Origin of the sequence: Mesorhizobium sp. CA12 (assembly GCF_020165255.1) — a bacterium.
Taxonomy (GTDB): Bacteria; Pseudomonadota; Alphaproteobacteria; order Rhizobiales; family Rhizobiaceae; genus Mesorhizobium.
Genome location: NZ_JAIUHT010000001.1, coordinates 628450 through 644136, shown reverse-complemented (window position 1 = coordinate 644136; position 15687 = coordinate 628450). Strand labels below are relative to the sequence as shown.

At 62.1% G+C, this 15687-nt stretch carries 15 protein-coding genes; 5 read left to right on the top strand and 10 right to left on the bottom strand.

What is annotated here, in order from left to right; genetic code table 11:
* Positions 1–63 precede the first annotated feature (63 nt).
* Positions 64–1287 (top strand): multidrug effflux MFS transporter, encoded by a 1224-nt coding sequence (locus LB520_RS03055; protein ID WP_411969857.1) that lies wholly within the window; start codon positions 64–66, stop codon positions 1285–1287.
* Positions 1288–1332: 45 nt separating this feature from the next.
* Here the strand turns inward: LB520_RS03055 and LB520_RS03050 are convergent, their stop codons facing one another.
* From LB520_RS03050 to rpsD, 3 genes are all read right to left on the bottom strand, one after another.
* Positions 1333–2160 carry an inositol monophosphatase family protein gene (locus tag LB520_RS03050; RefSeq protein ID WP_224631919.1) on the bottom strand — a complete coding sequence of 276 codons (828 nt, stop codon included), beginning with the start codon at positions 2158–2160 and terminating at the stop codon, positions 1333–1335.
* Positions 2150–3040, bottom strand: coding sequence for a tRNA 2-thiocytidine(32) synthetase TtcA (gene ttcA, locus LB520_RS03045; RefSeq protein ID WP_224636379.1), 891 nt, complete (start codon positions 3038–3040; stop codon positions 2150–2152). The genes LB520_RS03050 and ttcA overlap by 11 nt, the downstream gene beginning before the upstream one ends.
* Positions 3041–3146: 106 nt before the next feature.
* Positions 3147–3764 carry a 30S ribosomal protein S4 gene (gene rpsD / locus LB520_RS03040; protein ID WP_224636378.1) on the bottom strand — a complete coding sequence of 206 codons (618 nt, stop codon included), beginning with the start codon at positions 3762–3764 and terminating at the stop codon, positions 3147–3149.
* A gap of 364 nt (positions 3765–4128) precedes the next feature.
* Between rpsD and LB520_RS03035 the strand changes: the two genes are divergently transcribed.
* On the top strand, positions 4129–4332 hold the full coding sequence (locus LB520_RS03035) for a hypothetical protein (RefSeq protein ID WP_140542642.1): 204 nt from the start codon (positions 4129–4131) through the stop codon (positions 4330–4332).
* A 63-nt stretch (positions 4333–4395) separates the two neighbouring features.
* Here LB520_RS03035 and LB520_RS03030 read toward each other — a convergent pair whose 3' ends face one another.
* Positions 4396–4578, bottom strand: coding sequence for a DUF3008 family protein (locus tag LB520_RS03030; RefSeq protein WP_095765193.1), 183 nt, complete (start codon positions 4576–4578; stop codon positions 4396–4398).
* A gap of 164 nt (positions 4579–4742) precedes the next feature.
* On the opposite strand from LB520_RS03030, the gene LB520_RS03025 reads away from it, so the two are divergent.
* On the top strand, positions 4743–6134 hold the full coding sequence (locus tag LB520_RS03025; RefSeq protein WP_224636377.1) for an RNB domain-containing ribonuclease: 1392 nt from the start codon (positions 4743–4745) through the stop codon (positions 6132–6134).
* Between the two features lie 3 nt (positions 6135–6137).
* Here the strand turns inward: LB520_RS03025 and murI are convergent, their stop codons facing one another.
* The 3 genes from murI to LB520_RS03010 form a co-directional block, all read right to left on the bottom strand.
* Positions 6138–6938 carry a glutamate racemase gene (gene murI / locus LB520_RS03020; protein WP_224636376.1) on the bottom strand — a complete coding sequence of 267 codons (801 nt, stop codon included), beginning with the start codon at positions 6936–6938 and terminating at the stop codon, positions 6138–6140.
* 174 nt (positions 6939–7112) lie between these two features.
* Complete coding sequence (locus LB520_RS03015) at positions 7113–7718, bottom strand: hypothetical protein (RefSeq protein WP_224636375.1); 606 nt, start codon at positions 7716–7718, stop codon at positions 7113–7115.
* 81 nt (positions 7719–7799) lie between these two features.
* The gene (locus tag LB520_RS03010) at positions 7800–8648 is read right to left on the bottom strand and encodes an RNA methyltransferase (protein WP_224636374.1); all 849 of its coding nucleotides are present in this window, start codon (positions 8646–8648) and stop codon (positions 7800–7802) included.
* Between the two features lie 209 nt (positions 8649–8857).
* On the opposite strand from LB520_RS03010, the gene LB520_RS03005 reads away from it, so the two are divergent.
* Positions 8858–10069, top strand: a complete 1212-nt coding sequence (locus tag LB520_RS03005; RefSeq protein WP_095765188.1) for an NADP-dependent isocitrate dehydrogenase — start codon at positions 8858–8860, stop codon at positions 10067–10069.
* 79 nt (positions 10070–10148) lie between these two features.
* Positions 10149–10775, top strand: coding sequence for a glutathione S-transferase family protein (locus tag LB520_RS03000; RefSeq protein WP_224636373.1), 627 nt, complete (start codon positions 10149–10151; stop codon positions 10773–10775).
* Between the two features lie 34 nt (positions 10776–10809).
* Here the strand turns inward: LB520_RS03000 and LB520_RS02995 are convergent, their stop codons facing one another.
* The 3 genes from LB520_RS02995 to alaS all read right to left on the bottom strand — a co-directional run bounded on the left by LB520_RS02995 (position 10810) and on the right by alaS (position 15545).
* Positions 10810–11760 (bottom strand): DarT ssDNA thymidine ADP-ribosyltransferase family protein, encoded by a 951-nt coding sequence (locus tag LB520_RS02995; RefSeq protein WP_224636372.1) that lies wholly within the window; start codon positions 11758–11760, stop codon positions 10810–10812.
* Positions 11745–12638, bottom strand: a complete 894-nt coding sequence (locus LB520_RS02990; protein ID WP_140627545.1) for a macro domain-containing protein — start codon at positions 12636–12638, stop codon at positions 11745–11747. The genes LB520_RS02995 and LB520_RS02990 overlap by 16 nt, the downstream gene beginning before the upstream one ends.
* Before the next feature lie 237 nt (positions 12639–12875).
* Positions 12876–15545, bottom strand: a complete 2670-nt coding sequence (alaS, locus tag LB520_RS02985) for an alanine--tRNA ligase (RefSeq protein WP_224636370.1) — start codon at positions 15543–15545, stop codon at positions 12876–12878.
* Between the last annotated feature and the right edge of the window lie 142 nt (positions 15546–15687).

The following is a 15687-nucleotide window of genomic DNA, read 5'->3' as shown; positions in this document are numbered from 1 at the left end:
GAAGAATCGGATTTCGCGGTGGACAAGCAGGCAGCAGCGCAGCAATCGGCAACAAGCTTGCCCATTCCGCGCTGGGAATTCATCGCGCTCTGCGCGGCGCTCATGGCGCTCAACTCCCTGGCCATCGACATCATGCTGCCGGCGCTTCAGCAGATCGGCGCCTCGCTCGGCGTCGAGAGCGAGAACCATCGCCAATATGTCATCACCGCCTATATGCTTGGCTTCGGCGGCGGACAGCTTTTCTTCGGACCCATTTCGGATCGCTTCGGGCGCCGTGCGCCGTTGGTCTTCGGCCTGGTCGTCTATGTCGCCGCCGCGGCCGCCGCCGCCGTCGCGCCGAGTTTCGCCCTGTTGCTCACCTGCCGCCTGATACAAGGCTTCGGCGCGGCGGCGACCCGCGTCATCGCCGTCTCGATCGTGCGCGACACGTTCGAAGGGCGGCGCATGGCCGAGGTGATGTCCCTGATCTTCATGGTGTTCATGGCAATTCCTGTGGTCGCGCCCGGCATCGGCCAGTTTGTCATGCTGTTTGCCAGTTGGCATTGGATTTTCATCACCATGGCCATCGGTGCGCTGGTCGTGTCGGCGTGGGCGCTGTTGCGCCTGCCCGAGACGCTGCATCCGGAATATCGCCGACCGCTGACGGTAAGCTCCGTCGCCGGCGGCTTCCGCATCGTGCTCACCAACCGCCTCACGCTTTGCTACGCCTTTGCCAGCACCTTCATCTTCGCGGCCATGTTCGGCTTCATCAGCTCGGCCCAGCAGATCTATATCGACATCTTCCATGTCGGCGAATTGTTCCCGCTGATCTTTGCCGGCGTCGCCGGCGTGCTGGCTTTCTCGAACTATCTGAATTCGCGGCTGGTCGGACAGATCGGCATGCGCCGCCTGTCGCAGGGCGCGCTGCTTGTCTTCCTGTGCATCAGCCTTGCCTGGCTCGTCGTCTCGCTCGAAATGAAAATGCCGCTCTGGCTGTTCATCGCGTTTTTTGCCGGCGCGATGCTGCCCTTCGGCGGACTTGGCGCGAATTTCAACGCTTTGGCCATGGAGCCGCTCGGCGAGCTCGCCGGCACCGCCGCGTCCATCCTGGGCTTCATGCAGACCTTCCTCGGCGCCATCATCGGCGCGCTGATCGGCCAGGCCTATAACGGCACGGTGACGCCTCTGGCCGCCGGCTTCTGCACCGTCTCGGTCGCGGCTCTGCTGATGATCCTAATCGCCGAGCGGGGCAGGATGTTCCAGCCTCACAATCCCCCTGTTTCGGGGCACATCACCGATCTGCATTAAATGCTGTATGGCCGGCAGCTTTGCCGGCCAGAGCCGGCACGGCCCCTATTCCGCCCAGAGCTCGCGTCGCAACTCGTCCCAGCTTTGCTTGTCCGGCGCCACAAGCAGGCCGCCATCGACATGCGAGGGAAGGTAGGCGCTGCCGTCGACGCGCGCAACATGGCCGCCGGCTTCCTGGTGGATCAGCGCCCCGGCGAGATGATCCCAGGGCATCAGCTTGTTGTAGAGCACGAAATGGGCGTGGCCGCTGGCCAGAAGCCGGTATTCATGCGCCGCGCAGCGATAGGCGAATTGCGACAGCGTCTTGGTCTGGTTGCGGGCGAGCCGCGAGCGTTCGGGCTCGTGAAGAAACTGCCAGGAAACGGAACCGGTCATCTGCGACATCGGCACCGGCGCCGCGACGCGAACCTTCTCCAGCGCGCCATGCGCATGGCGGATATGGCTGCCGGCGCCCTTGGTCCCGATCAGCCAGTCCTTGCCGACCGGGTCATGGATGATGCCGGCGACGGTCTCGCCATTGACGACGACGCCGGCCATGACACCGAACAGCGGCACGCCGGAAGCGAAATTGAAAGTGCCGTCGACCGGATCGATGACGAAGGCAAGCGCAGCATCGCCAAGGCCAGACAGCAGCGCCGGGTTATCGGAGCAAGCTTCCTCGCCGACCACCATGGCGTCCGGATAACGTTCAAGCAGCCTGGCGGTGATCAGCCTCTCGGCGTTGACGTCCGCCTCGGTGACGAGGTCGGCGGCGGATGTCTTCTGGCGCACGTCGCCCTCGCCCAGCCGGCGGAAGCGCGGCATGATTTCGGCGTTTGCGGCACCGGCGAGAAGCTCGGCCAGCCAGTCGATCGCATTATCGTCAAATCGCATCGGAAATGTCTTGTCCTGGGTTTGCATCGAGGCCCGCGAAGTCGAACAGCTTCCTGTCCAGGAGATGCGAGGGCCTTACATTGGCCATGGCGCGGATCATCGTGTCCTTGCGGCCCGGCATGCGCTTCTCGATGTCGTCGAGCATCGCCTTCATGGCGTTGCGCTGCAGCCCTTCCTGGCTGCCGCAGAGGTCGCACGGGATGATCGGGAATTTCATCGCGTTGGCGAATTTTTCGAGGTCGGCCTCGGCGCTATAGGCGAGCGGCCGCAGCACCATGACGTCGCCTTCGTCATTGAGGAGCTTGGGCGGCATGGCGGCGAGACGCCCGCCATGGAACAGGTTCATGAAGAACGTCTCGAGAATATCCTCGCGGTGATGGCCAAGCACCAGCGCCGAGCACCCTTCCTCGCGCGCGATGCGGTACAGATGGCCGCGCCGCAACCGCGAGCAAAGCGAGCAATAGGTGCTGCCCTGCGGCAGCTTGTCGGTCACCACCGAATAGGTGTCCTGGTATTCGATGCGGTGGGCGATGCCGTTGGCGTTGAGATAGTCAGGCAGGATGTGCTTCGGGAAATTCGGCTGGCCCTGGTCGAGATTGCAGGCGAGCAGTTCGACCGGCAGCAGCCCGCGCCATTTGAGGTCGAGCAAAAGCGCCAGCAGGCCGTAGGAATCCTTGCCGCCCGACAGCGCCACCAGCCAGCGTTCGCCCGGCTTCACCATGGCGAAATCCTCGATCGCCTGGCGGGTGAGCCTCAACAGCCGCTTGCGCAGCTTGTTGAACTCGACCGAGGACGGCACGTCGCGAAACAGCGGGTGGAAACCGTCGTCGGTCTCATCGTCGATCGCCTCGAGGGATTTGACATCTGGCAGCATATTCATGGCGCCGGCCCCATGGTTCTGTTGGCGCCCGGCTTAGCGGACCTGACCGCCAAAGAAAAGGCCGCCTCGAAAGGCGGCCTTGGATGCACCGGCTGATTGATGTCGATCAGCGCGAGTAGAATTCGACGACCAGGTTCGGTTCCATCTGCACGGCGAACGGAACGTCCGAAAGGCCGGGAACGCGAGCGAAGGTCGCGGTCATCTTGTTGTGGTCGGCTTCGATGTAGTCCGGCACGTCGCGCTCGGCGAGAGCGACCGATTCCAGCACGATCACGAGCTGCTTCGACCTCTCGCGCACCTCGATGACGTCGCCCGGCTTGCAGCGATACGAGCCGATGTTCGTGCGCTTGCCGTTGACGTTGACATGGCCGTGGTTGACGAACTGACGGGCGGCGAAGATGGTCGGCACGAACTTGGCGCGGTAGACCACCGCGTCGAGACGCGACTCGAGCAGGCCGATCAGGTTCTCGGAGGTGTCGCCCTTGCGGCGGTTGGCCTCTTCATAGACCTTGCGGAACTGCTTTTCCGAAACGTCGCCATAGTGACCCTTCAGCTTCTGCTTGGCGCGCAGCTGCAGGCCGAAATCGGACAGCTTGCCCTTGCGGCGCTGGCCGTGCTGGCCGGGGCCGTATTCACGCTTGTTGACCGGGGACTTCGGACGGCCCCAGATATTTTCGCCGAGACGGCGGTCGATCTTGTATTTCGCGGATTCGCGCTTGCTCATCGCATTCCCTTTCAAAACAATATACCCGGAACCCCATGGCTCCGGGCGAAGGAAACGCGCCCTCCTCTGGCCTCCGTTTTCGAGACCTGACAGGGTTTTCCACGCAAAGCGACGGAAACCCACGGGACACGTCAAAAGAAACCACCGGGCGTCGCCACCCGGTGTTGGTGGGCCTGTTAAACAGAGATTTAACCGGTGTCAAGCTTACGGCTGGCAGCGCGGGTCGCAACCCGATAATTTCCCGCGTGGCGTGCAGTGCCGGTTGTGGCGAAAGCCGTCGGCAGCAGAGCGGCTTGTGCTTCCAAGGAGCTGCCCTGCTCTGCCATCTTAATGAAGGGACTGGAGCAGAGGAGTCCGAATTCCCATGAAGAAGTTCTTCCTTACCCTGACCGGGGCCGCTGTATTGGCGGGATCTATGGCGGTCATGACGCCGGAACCTGCCATGGCCAGGCATTGGAGCGGCCACAGGCAGATATGCCGCGTCGTGGTGACGAAAAGAGTGGTCTGGCGCCACGGCCATCGCCACGTCATCCGCTACAAGACCAAACGCTGCTGGTGGCGCCGCTAGCTCATCTTGCGCCAAAAGGGGTTGACGGAGGCCCGTGGCCGACGCCGCAGGCCTTTCATTCGACTACGACTTCTTGCTGGGCAGACTTTTGCGCTTGGTCTCGGCGAACTCCTCGAGCTGCTTTTCGCTCATCGATTCATACATTTCGCGCGAAGCGCCTTTGAGTTCGCTCTTCTTCGTCTCGCCGCGCTTGGCGGAAAGCGCTGCGCCGGCGGCCTTTTGCTGGGCTTGCGATTTGGCGGGCATGGCGGTTTCTCCCTTTGCTGTGAGAAGAAACGCCGGGCCGAAGCGGCAGTTCCAGCGGCTACGGCCCGGCCCGTGGGCCTGCTTGAGTTGGCGATTAGGCGGCCGACCTTGGCGGGATCCTGGCAGGCCTTCCCGCGCCCGGAATGCCAGTGTAGGACGGTTGCATGAAATCCCTGAATGATCCCTCACAGGCGCTTTCCACCGGCCTTGCGAAAATCCGCGCAGAATTCCACGTGCCGGATGGATTTCCGCCTGCGGTAACGGCCGCGGCGGAGGCGGCGGCAAAGCGTGTGCCCGAGCAGCATGCCGACCGGACGGAAATGCTCTTCGTCACGCTCGATCCGGCGAGTTCCACCGATCTCGACCAGGCCTTCTCGATCGAGGCCAGCGGCGGCGATCTTCTCTTGCACTATGCCATTGCCGACGTGGCCTGGTTCGTCGAGGACGGCGACGCGATTGATCTCGAAGCCTGGGGCCGGGGCGAGACACTTTACTTGCCGGACGGCAGGGCCGGGCTCTACCCACCGGTGCTCGCCGAGGCCGCGGCAAGCCTGTTGCCCGATGAGCCGTGTCCGGCAGTCGTCTTCACCGTTCGGGTCGCCGAGGACGGTGCGGTGAAATTGGATGGCGCTGAGCGCGCCATCATCCAAAGCCGCGCCAAGCTCGCCTATGACAGCGTGCGGGCCGCCGACGTTCCGGCCGGCTTCGCTGAGCTGGCGCGGCGCATGGCGGCAAACGAAGAGCGCCGCGGCGCTTCGCGCGTCGATCCGCCCGAGCAGGAGGTGGAAAGGCTCGCCGACGGCACGTTCCGGCTTTCGTTCAGGCCGCTGCTGCAATCCGAGCAGGACAATGCGGCACTTTCGCTGGCCGCCAATATGGCGATCGCCGACGCCATGCTGGCCCACAAGACCGGACTGTTCCGGGTGATGTCGGGGCCGGACGCCTCCAAGGTGCAACGGCTGCGCAACGCGGCACAGGCGCTCGGCCTGTCCTGGCCGGCCTCCACCAGCTTGCGCGACTATCAACGCACGCTCGATCCGGCCGACCCGAAACAGGCGGCACTGATGCTGGAAATCCGCCGCGCAGGCAACGGCGCATCCTACCAACCCTATCAGGAGGGCGTCGTCCCCTGGCATGAGGCGATGGCCGCGACCTATGCCCACGCCACCGCGCCGCTCAGGCGGCTGGCCGACCGCTACGTCCTGCGCTGCGCGCTGGCGATCGCCAATGGCCAGCCCGTGCCGCAGGCCGTCACCGACGCCTTCGCCAGACTGCCGAAGGTGATGGGGCGCGCGGATGCCCGCGCCTCGCAGATCAGCCACGCGGCAATCGACCTTGCCGAGGCGGTGATGCTCAAGGGACATGAGGGCGAGACGTTCGAGGCCGTCGTCACCGACTTCGTCGAGCGTGGCGTGCGCGTGCAGCTTGCCGACATGCCGGTGGTTGCCAGCGTGAAGGCTTCAGGGCTCAGACAGGGCGACAATCTCAGTCTGAAGCTTGTCTCGGCCGATCCGGATCAACGCAGCATCGTTTTCGAGACCGCTCAGCCGCTTTGAGCACTAAGGTGCGGTGAGTCCAAAACCCTGGATCAGCCGCCTCGTGGCGAAATCCACCTTGCCCGAGGTGAAAACGGCAAGATCCGGCTCGCTTTCAGCGGATGTCTCCCCAACGGGTTCAAGCAGCGACATGGCGCGCCGCGCGATCGCCTCGGCGGGATCTATCCAGTCGACCGGCCAGGGCGCGGTCTTGCGCATGCGGTTGGCGAGAAACGGGTAGTGCGTGCAGGCAAGCACGACGATGTCGGTGCGGTTGCCGTCGCGCTCGATGAAGCAGGGCGCAATTTCGGCGCGCACGGCTTCCTCGTCGACGAAACCCTGGCGCATATAGATCTCGGCGAGCCCCGCCAGCCGGTCGCTGCCAACCAGGCGCACATGGCATTTCTGCGCCCATTTGCTGATCAGGTCGCGCGTGTATTGGCGCTTCACGGTGCCCGGCGTCGCCAGCACCGACACCAGGCCGGAGCGGGTGCGTTCGGCCGCCGGCTTGATTGCCGGAACGGTGCCGACAAAGGGATGGCCGGGGAATTTATCGCGCAGCGCATCGATCACCAGCGTCGAGGCTGTATTGCAGGCAATGACCGAAATCGCCGGCTGGAGCCGGTCGAGCAATTTGCCGAACAGTGCAAGGATGTGTTCCTGGAGCGCCGGTTCCTCCCAAGCGCCATAGGGAAAAGCCGCGTCGTCGGCGACATAGACGAAGCGGCGGTCGGGCATCAGCACGCGCGCCTCGCGCAGCACGGTCAGCCCGCCGACGCCGGAATCGAACATCAGGATCGGGCGCTGGCTTGATCGATCGCTCATTGTCATCCGGTTATGAGAAACGACAGGCCCGGAATTGGACCGACGCGCTTCTATCGCGAATGATCGTGGTCTTGAAGAGGCGAATGCGAGCAGCTTTTGCGCAGTCGCTAGAACATGATGCCGAAAAGTGCCAAGCGGCTTTCGGACGACATCATGCCCTATCTCTAAAATCACTCATATGCCGCGCTTGCCGAAACCGGCCGGGCGCGGTCTGCCGAAAGGCTGCGGCGCAGGCGGGATGAGTGCGGCTGAAGCGCCAACCGCGGCGCGTGGAGCGGCCGGCACAGCGGTGCGTGCAGCGCGCGTCGATGCCGGCAGCGGGCCATCGAAGTCGAAAACATCGGTCAATTCATCGATGTTGCTGCCCGCGACGGGCTTCGCCCACCAAATCGTGCACCAGAGTCCGAATACCGAAAACCCAAGCAGGTTCAGCCCGCCCGGAATGCTCTCGGGGTCGCCGAATTTGACGACCAGCAGCACGCCTGCCTGCAGAAGGGCATAGACAGCCGAAAGGGCGATGTAGGCCCACAGGATCCAGCGGCGTCCGTTGGCGTCGCGGGTGCGGCGCGAGGCGATGTTGCCGCGAAGCGCGACGAAGATGAGAGAGGCGATGAGGACCGCGCCTGCCATGCCCTGGCGCGACGGACCGGGCCCTGAATTGAGCAGCCCTTCGAAACCGATCGTGCTGACAATGCAGATGACGATCACCACGGTTTCGGCTACGGCGAGACCGAGAGAGTAAAGGAAAAAGCGCAGTCGACCAATATTGGACGTAAACATGTGCCACCCCCACTATTGCAGCAAGGATGAGGCGCAACCGAATAAAATTCGGTTACTTCAAATGCTCACAGCTTACCGATCTTAACTTTCTTCGTCTTTGGCGCGACTGCGCGCGCCGGCCGGCAATCGTCTCGGATCGTCCCAGGGCGAGCCATCGCCCCGCGGCATGGCCGGCGAAAACCTGTCGAGCGAGGAAATGATTCCGCGCAGCACCTTGAGCTCGGGCTCGGCGAAGCCCGGGCGCGTCAGCACTGCGCGCAGATTGTCGACCATCTTCGGCTTCTTTTCTTCGGGGCGAAAATAGCCGCGCGCTTCCAGCGCGTTCTCGAGGTAGGCGAACAGGCTGTGCAGCTGCTCCTTGGGCGCCGGCGCCAGCTCCGGCCCGGAGAAGTTGGTCTGGGTTTCGTCGGCGAGGCCGGACTTCATCCATTCATAGGACATCAAAAGCACCGCCTGGGCGATGTTGAGTGAGGAAAAGCCGGGATCGACCGGAAAGGTGACGATCTCGTCGGCGAGCCCGACCTCGTCATTATAGAGGCCGAAGCGCTCGCGGCCGAACAGGATACCGGTGCGCAGCCCGGCCTCGCTGCGCGCCCTGAGCGCCCTGCCCGCCTCCACCGGACCGCGCACCGGCTTGAAGCCGTCGCGCTCGCGCGCTGTCGTGGCGAAGACGAAGTTCAGGTCGGCGACCGCCGAGGGCAGGTCGTCGAAGACCCTGGTGGCGTCGATGACGTGGTCGGCGCGGCTGGCCGCCGCGCGCGCCTTCTCGCTCGGCCAGCCGTCGCGCGGGTTGACCAGCCTGAGCTCGGACAAGCCGAAATTCGCCATGGCCCGCGCCACCATGCCGATATTCTCGCCGAGCTGCGGCTCGACCAGGATGATCGCCGGTCCGGCGGAAGCGATCTTGGTTGTGTCTTCGATGGCTGGCATGGGTTGTGGGTAACCGGGGTTTGCGGCGTTTCGGCGTCCCCTGCCACATCCGGACCGGAAAATGAAGCATTCACAACAGCGGCACCCGTCTGCTTCGGCACGGATCGCGGTTTGCGCGCTGAAAAAGCCTTTGATATACGCTCCGCATCCCCGGCCGAAGCCATGCGGGCAAGGCCGTTCAGATCCCCCAGCAACGAGGCATTCTTTCCATGGCGAAGATCAAGGTGGCGAACCCGGTCGTCGAGCTCGACGGCGACGAGATGACCCGCATCATCTGGCAGTTCATCAAGGACAAGCTGATCCACCCCTATCTCGACCTGAAGCTGGAATATTACGATCTCGGCATCGAGCACCGCGACGCCACCAACGATCAGGTAACGATCGATTCGGCCAATGCCATCAAGAAATGGGGCGTCGGCGTGAAATGCGCGACGATCACCCCCGACGAGGCGCGCGTCGAGGAATTCAAGCTGAAGAAGATGTGGAAGTCGCCCAACGGCACCATCCGCAACATCCTCGGCGGCACCATCTTCCGCGAGCCGATCATCATGAAGAACGTGCCGCGCCTTGTGCCGGGCTGGACCAAGCCGATCGTCGTCGGACGTCATGCCTTCGGCGACCAGTACCGCGCCACCGACTTCCGCTTCCCCGGCAAAGGCAAGCTGACGATCAAGTTCGTCGGCGAGGACGGCCAGGTGATCGAGCATGACGTCTATGACGCGCCGGGCGGCGGCGTGGCCATGGCCATGTACAATCTCGACGAGTCGATCCGCGAGTTCGCCCGCGCCTCGCTGAACTACGGCTTGCTGCGCAATTTCCCGGTCTACCTGTCCACCAAGAACACCATCCTCAAGGCCTATGACGGCCGCTTCAAGGATATCTTCCAGGAAGTCTACGAGAAGGAGTTCGAGGCCGAGTTCAAGGCAAGGAAACTCTGGTACGAGCACCGCCTGATCGACGACATGGTCGCTTCCAGCCTGAAATGGTCGGGCGGCTATGTCTGGGCCTGCAAGAACTATGACGGCGACGTGCAGTCCGACACCGTGGCGCAAGGCTTCGGCTCGCTCGGCCTGATGACCTCGGTGCTGATGACGCCGGACGGCAAGACGGTGGAGGCGGAAGCCGCGCACGGCACCGTGACGCGCCACTACCGGCAGCATCAGAAGGGCGAGGAAACCTCGACCAATTCGATCGCCTCGATCTTCGCCTGGACGCGCGGCCTCGCCCACCGCGCCAAGCTCGACGACAATGCCGAGCTCAAGCGCTTCGCCGAGACGCTGGAAAAGGTCTGTATCCAGACCGTCGAGAGCGGGTTCATGACCAAGGACCTGTCGCTGCTGATCGGTCCCGACCAGCCCTGGCTCTCGACCACCGGCTTCCTCGACAAGATCGACGAGAATTTGCAGAAAGCCATGGGGTAAACCCACATTCGGCATACCGAAGGCTCCGGAAGGAGCCTTCTTTTTTGGTACTCCGACGAGCGGAGGGGAGCGCTGATCGATGGCCAAGCCAACTCTCTACGGCGCGGACTATAGCGTCTATGCGCGCATCGCACGGATGACGCTGGAGGAGAAAGGCGTCGGCTACGAGCTCGTTCCCCTCGACATCTTCGCCGCCGAAGGCATCCCGGCCTGGTATCTGGAACATCACCCTTTCGGCCGCATCCCGGCCTTCGAGCACGACGGTTTTCGACTGTTCGAGACCGGTGCGATCACGCGCTATGTCGACGAAGCCTTCGACGGCCCGGCCTTGCAGCCGGTCGACGCGCGCGGCCGCGCCAGGATGGTCCAGATCAGCGGCATGCTCGACGCCTATGGTTATCGTGCCATGGTCTGGGACGTCGCCGTCGAGCGGCTGGAGAAAACGCAACCGGATGAGCAGCTGATCGCCAGCGGACTGAGCCAGGCTGAGACGGTGCTCAAGGTTCTGACATCGCTGAAGGCGAAAGGGCCGTGGCTGCTAGGCGAGCAACTGACACTGGCCGACCTGCACGCGGCACCGATCGTCGCCTATTTCGTCAAAGTCGCGGAAGGACGCGATTTGTTGGCGCGCTTTGAGGATGTCCGGGATTGGTATCAGCGCTTTGCCGCGCAGCCGAGCTTCGCACGTACGGAGAGGGTCGGCTGAAGTCTGCGCACAAACAGAAGCGACAAATATCCCGCTATCGCACCACTGGTACCGTAGCCGGCACAGGTCCTAAATATGCGGTACAGCCTTCAATCTCGATCTTCCACTCTGCTGACGGATCTGGATTAACTATTTGAGGTACACGCCAACTGCTTGGCTCGAGCGAGAAAGCAAACCGGCTATTCCCGCATGATACAGTGACCGAGTACTTATCTTTCCTCGCGGTTGACGGTGCAGTGAAATCGAAATGAAGCTCGCCGCCCCGCGTGTACAGCTCAGTGATGTAACTCCCGCGGCGCAGAAACAATGAGCCACCTTTTTCGACCGCAAAACGCACATCAGAAACGTCAACGTTGCGAAGCAGATATCTAAGCATTCTCTCTTCGTGAATGGTACGGCAAACGACCGCTCTAAGGTGGTGGGCCAGGGGCAACTCATTCCTGACTACAACCTCGGCCATCCGAGCGTCACGAATAGTTTGCATCATGTCCTGCGAAACTGCTGAATCGTGATAAATATAGTTAAAATTTAGACCATCAAAATTCGTATCACCTTGTAGCAGTGCCAATGCTTGGGATGCAAAGTTTCCCGAGACAAAAAAGCTGTCCGCGAGAGTTATTACAGATGTGAAGTCAAAAACCAACATGACCGGTATAGCCATATGTGGATTGACCCGATAGGGATCAGAATTCGACTTAATCCCTTCCGTCTTGAAGTGAAAGCTGTTCTTCGGTCGGAAGTAGAGCCTCACATACTCATGCGCAGCGGGATTGTTCCAAAGGGCGCCCTGGTTCGCGACATCGCACAAAACGATGGGAACATGCTGCCTGCAGACAACTTTGCGTTGACGCACTATCTCAGCGGCAGTCTCGATCTGGCATGCGTGGAAAAGAGAATTCACCCATCCGTTGCGAGATGGATACCGCGCAAGCTTTTCGTTCCATTCCCTGATATGCCGCTGAGCACGTGCTATTGAAATAGCCATTCTTGGCTATCCCTCGAAGTCGAGACACTGGAGTATGGCGTCTTTTGATCGCGATCGATAAAGAGCGCTTCGGCCCGAGTGGATCCAGTGTTACCGGCCTTGATCTTGACACTCCGGACATAGGGCAGTTCCGCGAGGATTGGGAAGAGATAACCCTTCAACCTACGGGATTTCTCGTCGGAGAAATTCTCAAAGGAGAGCAGCCGTTCACGGAGCCTAATCCAAGCCGCTTCCATCAAATCGGGATCAATGCGCTCTCTTTTCCCGGTCTCGTGCTGGACAACGACTGAGTTGTCCGGCTGCATTTCCGCACTAAAGAAGCTATCTCTAGACGTAGAGAATTTGCGCCCCCTTGAGAGTCGATCGATGTCCCTAGAAAATTCAGCAAAATCCCTTGGCACAGTTGCAGGTTCTTTGTGTTCTGGCACAAAATCCGCTGCGACTTGAATGTCGTGTATGTAGATTGGAATATCAACCTTCGATAGATACTCCTCCATCACCGGTTTGACATCGGCCCAATTGAGATTCCCATTGCCGCAACCGAGCGGCGGGAACGATGCCGAACTGATGCTGAGCGCCTTATATGACTCTACAAATTTGGCCAAACCAGAGTGAATGTATTCCAGCTTGGATGGAAGCTTCCATGTGGTCTTGGTCGGAAAATTGAGGACCCACCGGGTGTCGGAACGCCACAGATGAATTTTGCCGACGCCTAGCGCCCGTTGCTCGCAGAGCTTCCGATACTCAGCAAACATTGCCGGATACCGGCTCTTAAATTCCTTGGCGATACCCTTTCCCATCACCCCGACGGTGTTAACGGTGTTAACGAGCGTCTGGGCCGGGGACTCAAAAACGCTGCTCTCCAAATATGTGATCATCGCTTGCGTTCCATTTCCAACCCCGATAATGGGAACATATAGAGAACATAGCGCACTTCGTAGCACGATTCCAGCGCTGGTGTCGCGGCGCTATCGTAAGATTGTGCCGCGAATACGGATCAAAACAACATGTTTGGCCAAACCAAACTAGGTTGGTGAATTCGGCGGCACCAGGGCCCGCAGGTGGCGCTCCGAAGAATATCGGCACGTAGCCACCCCAGACGAGTTGCTAGACTGTCACGCCGCCTCCAGCGCCGCCTTCACCGCCGCAATGGCATCATTGGCCCTGGAGGCGTCGGGGCCGCCGGCCTGCGCCATGTCGGGCCGACCGCCGCCGCCTTGACCGCCAAGCGCGGCGGACGCGACGCGCACGAGATCGACGGCGCTGAAGCGGCCGGTCAAATCGTCGGTGACGCCGACGACCACGCTCGCCTTGTTGTCCTCGCCGGCGCCGACAAAGACGACCACGCCGGAGCCGAGCGTCTTCTTGCCGGCGTCCGCCAGCGGCTTCAGGTCCTTCGGCGCCACGCCGCTGACCGCCTTGCCGAGGAAGCCGACGCCGGCGACGGTCTCGTTGGTAGGCGGAGCATCGGATACGGCCGGGCCGGCGCCAAGCGCCAGCTTCTTGCGCGCCTCGCTGAGTTCCTTTTCGAGCTTCTTGCGTTCCTCAAGCAATGTTTCGACGCGAGCCGGCACATCGGCCGGCGCGATCTTCAAGGTCGCCGCCGCGGCTTTCAGCCGCCTGTCCTGCTCGTCCAGATGCCTGCGTGCCGCCTCGCCGGTCAGGGCCTCGATGCGGCGCACGCCGGCCGCCACCGCGCTATCCGACAGGATGCGCACCAGGCCGATATCGCCGGTCGATTTCACATGCGTGCCGCCGCAAAGCTCGACGGAATAAGGCCGGTTTGCCCTGGCGCCATGCAGGCCGGTGCCCATCGACACGACACGCACCTCGTCGCCGTATTTCTCGCCGAACAGTGCCATGGCGCCCTCGGCGATCGCGTCGTCGACCGACATCAGGCGCGTCGTCACCGGGCTGTTCTGCACGACGATCTCGTTGGCCATGCGCTCGACCTCCTCGAGCTCATCGGCCGAGATCGGCTTATTGTGCGAGATGTCGAAGCGCAGCCTTTCGGGCGCAACCAGCGAGCCCTTCTGCGCGACATGGGTGCCCAGCACCTCGCGTAGCGCCTCGTGAATGAGATGCGTCGCGGAGTGGTTGGCGCGCAGCCTCGAGCGGCGGGCATGATCGACCTTCAGCTCGACGGCATCACCCGTCTTGATCGTGCCTTTAGCCACCTTGCCGAGATGCACGAACAAACCATCGGCCTTCTTCTGCGTGTCCGACACCTCGATTGAAAAACCATCGCCGGAAATCACGCCGGTGTCGCCCATCTGCCCGCCGGATTCGCCATAGAACGGCGTCTGGTTGACGACCACGGCGACCGCATCGCCCTGCCTCGCGCTGTCGATGGTCTTGCCGTCCTTGACCAGGGCCTGGACGATGCCTTCCGCCTGCTCGGTCTCATAGCCGAGGAATTCGGTCGCGCCGGTCTTTTCGCGCACGGAAAACCACACCGTCTCGGTCGCGGCTTCGCCCGAGCCAGCCCAATGCGCGCGCGCCTCGGCCTTCTGCCGCTCCATCGCGTCGGTGAAGCCGGCGATATCGACCGAGATGCTGCGCTGGCGCAGCGCATCCTGCGTCAGATCGAGCGGGAAGCCATAGGTATCGTAGAGCTTGAAGGCCGTCTCGCCGTCCAGCATGTCGCCGGCGTGCAGCGTCTCGGTCGCGTCCGAAAGCAGGCCGAGGCCGCGCACTAGTGTCTTGCGGAAGCGTGTTTCCTCAAGCTTCAGCGTTTCGGTGATCAGCGCCTCGCCGCGCACGAGCTCGGGATAGGCCTGGCCCATCTCGCGCACTAGCGCCGGCACCAGCTGCCACATCAGCGGCTCCTTGGCGCCAAGCAGCTGCGCATGGCGCATGGCGCGGCGCATGATGCGGCGCAGTACATAGCCGCGCCCCTCATTGGATGGCAGAACCCCGTCGGCCACCAGGAACGAGGTTGAGCGCAGATGATCGGCGATGACACGGTAGGACGCTACGTTCTCCTGGCTTGGCCCCTGCCCGAGCGCCGAGGACGCTGCGTCGATCAGATGCTTGAACAGGTCGGTCTCGAAGACGCTTTCGACGCCCTGCAGGATAGAGGCCATGCGCTCCAGGCCCATGCCCGTGTCGATCGAGGGACGCGGCAGGTCGATGCGCTCTTCCTTGCTCACCTGCTCGTATTGCATGAACACCAGGTTCCAGAATTCCAGGAACCGGTCGCCATCCTCTTCCGGGCTGCCGGGCGGTCCGCCCCAAATGTGCTCGCCGCGATCGATGAAGATTTCCGAGCACGGGCCGCAGGGGCCGGTGTCGCCCATCGCCCAGAAATTGTCGGAGGTCGGGATGCGGATGATGCGGTCGTCGGAGAAGCCGGCGATCTTCTTCCAATAACCCGCCGCCTCGTCGTCGGTGTGATAGACGGTGACCAAGAGCTTGTCTTTCGGCAGACCGAATTCCTTGGTGATCAGGTTCCAGGCAAGCTCGATCGCGCGCTCCTTGAAATAGTCGCCGAACGAGAAATTGCCGAGCATCTCGAAGAAGGTGAGATGGCGCGCCGTGTAGCCGACATTGTCGAGGTCGTTGTGCTTGCCGCCGGCGCGGACGCTCTTCTGCGCGGTCGCGGCGCGCGAATAAGGGCGCTTCTCCAGCCCGGTGAAGACGTTCTTGAACTGCACCATGCCGGCGTTGGTGAACATCAGCGTCGGATCGTTGCGCGGCACCAGCGGGCTGGAGGCGACGATCTCGTGGCCCTCCTTGCGGAAGTAGTCGAGGAATGTCGACCGGATGTCGTTCACGCCACTCATTGCATACTGCCTTTTTCGCAAGAACCGCCGGCCCGGCCGGCGGCAAATGGGCTTTGGTGTTTCAGAAGATAGATTGGCCTTTTAGCGATAGCTCTTGTGCCTGTCCAGAAACACGCAAAACAGGCGTGTCGCTCAAAACTGC

Bases quoted from the DNA above. Each gene is read 5' to 3' on its own strand.
- LB520_RS03050 (WP_224631919.1), bottom strand. From the start codon at position 2,160: ATGCGATTTGACGATAATGCGATCGACTGGCTGGCCGAGCTTCTCGCC.
- ttcA (WP_224636379.1), bottom strand. From the start codon at position 3,040: ATGAATATGCTGCCAGATGTCAAATCCCTCGAGGCGATCGACGATGAG.
- rpsD (WP_224636378.1), bottom strand. From the start codon at position 3,764: ATGAGCAAGCGCGAATCCGCGAAATACAAGATCGACCGCCGTCTCGGC.
- LB520_RS03035 (WP_140542642.1), top strand. From the start codon at position 4,129: ATGAAGAAGTTCTTCCTTACCCTGACCGGGGCCGCTGTATTGGCGGGA.
- LB520_RS03030 (WP_095765193.1), bottom strand. From the start codon at position 4,578: ATGCCCGCCAAATCGCAAGCCCAGCAAAAGGCCGCCGGCGCAGCGCTT.
- LB520_RS03025 (WP_224636377.1), top strand. From the start codon at position 4,743: ATGAAATCCCTGAATGATCCCTCACAGGCGCTTTCCACCGGCCTTGCG.
- murI (WP_224636376.1), bottom strand. From the start codon at position 6,938: ATGAGCGATCGATCAAGCCAGCGCCCGATCCTGATGTTCGATTCCGGC.
- LB520_RS03015 (WP_224636375.1), bottom strand. From the start codon at position 7,718: ATGTTTACGTCCAATATTGGTCGACTGCGCTTTTTCCTTTACTCTCTC.
- LB520_RS03010 (WP_224636374.1), bottom strand. From the start codon at position 8,648: ATGCCAGCCATCGAAGACACAACCAAGATCGCTTCCGCCGGACCGGCG.
- LB520_RS03005 (WP_095765188.1), top strand. From the start codon at position 8,858: ATGGCGAAGATCAAGGTGGCGAACCCGGTCGTCGAGCTCGACGGCGAC.
- LB520_RS03000 (WP_224636373.1), top strand. From the start codon at position 10,149: ATGGCCAAGCCAACTCTCTACGGCGCGGACTATAGCGTCTATGCGCGC.
- LB520_RS02995 (WP_224636372.1), bottom strand. From the start codon at position 11,760: ATGGCTATTTCAATAGCACGTGCTCAGCGGCATATCAGGGAATGGAAC.
- LB520_RS02990 (WP_140627545.1), bottom strand. From the start codon at position 12,638: ATGATCACATATTTGGAGAGCAGCGTTTTTGAGTCCCCGGCCCAGACG.
- alaS (WP_224636370.1), bottom strand. From the start codon at position 15,545: ATGAGTGGCGTGAACGACATCCGGTCGACATTCCTCGACTACTTCCGC.